The sequence below is a fragment of the Achromobacter sp. UBA5777 genome (assembly GCF_002418565.1).
Lineage (GTDB): Bacteria > Pseudomonadota > Gammaproteobacteria > Burkholderiales > Burkholderiaceae_B > Achromobacter > Achromobacter animicus.
The window spans coordinates 1-348 of sequence record NZ_DIEJ01000283.1; the positions used below are offsets into that span (position 1 = coordinate 1).

Genomic DNA, 348 nt, shown 5'->3' on the forward strand with positions numbered 1-348 from the left:
CAGGCGGTCGGTGCTGAAGTGGATGGTCTGCAATTCCGGCGCATCCACCGGACCCGCGACGATGCCCAGGTCGGTGGTGCCATCCAGCACGCCGCGCACGATGTCGCGCGTCAGGCGTTCCTGCAGATCCACCGTGACGCCCGGATGGCCCGACAGGAATTGCGCCAGGATGTCCGGCATGAATTCCGTGACGGCCGTGGTGTTGGCAAAGATGCGGATGTGGCCGGCGTCGCCATCGGCCTGTTCCTGGAAGTCGTGTTTGAGGTGATCCACCTGCCGCATGATGACGCGTGCGTGCTGCAGCAGTTTCTGTCCTGCAGGCGTGATTTCCACGCCGCGGCTGTCGCG

1 protein-coding gene is annotated in these 348 nt (G+C 64.9%); it reads right to left on the reverse strand.

Annotated features, from left to right (window positions below; translation table 11 throughout):
• A partial coding sequence (locus B3446_RS24665) for a LysR substrate-binding domain-containing protein (protein ID WP_291386366.1) occupies positions 1–348 on the reverse strand: 348 nt, incomplete at both ends.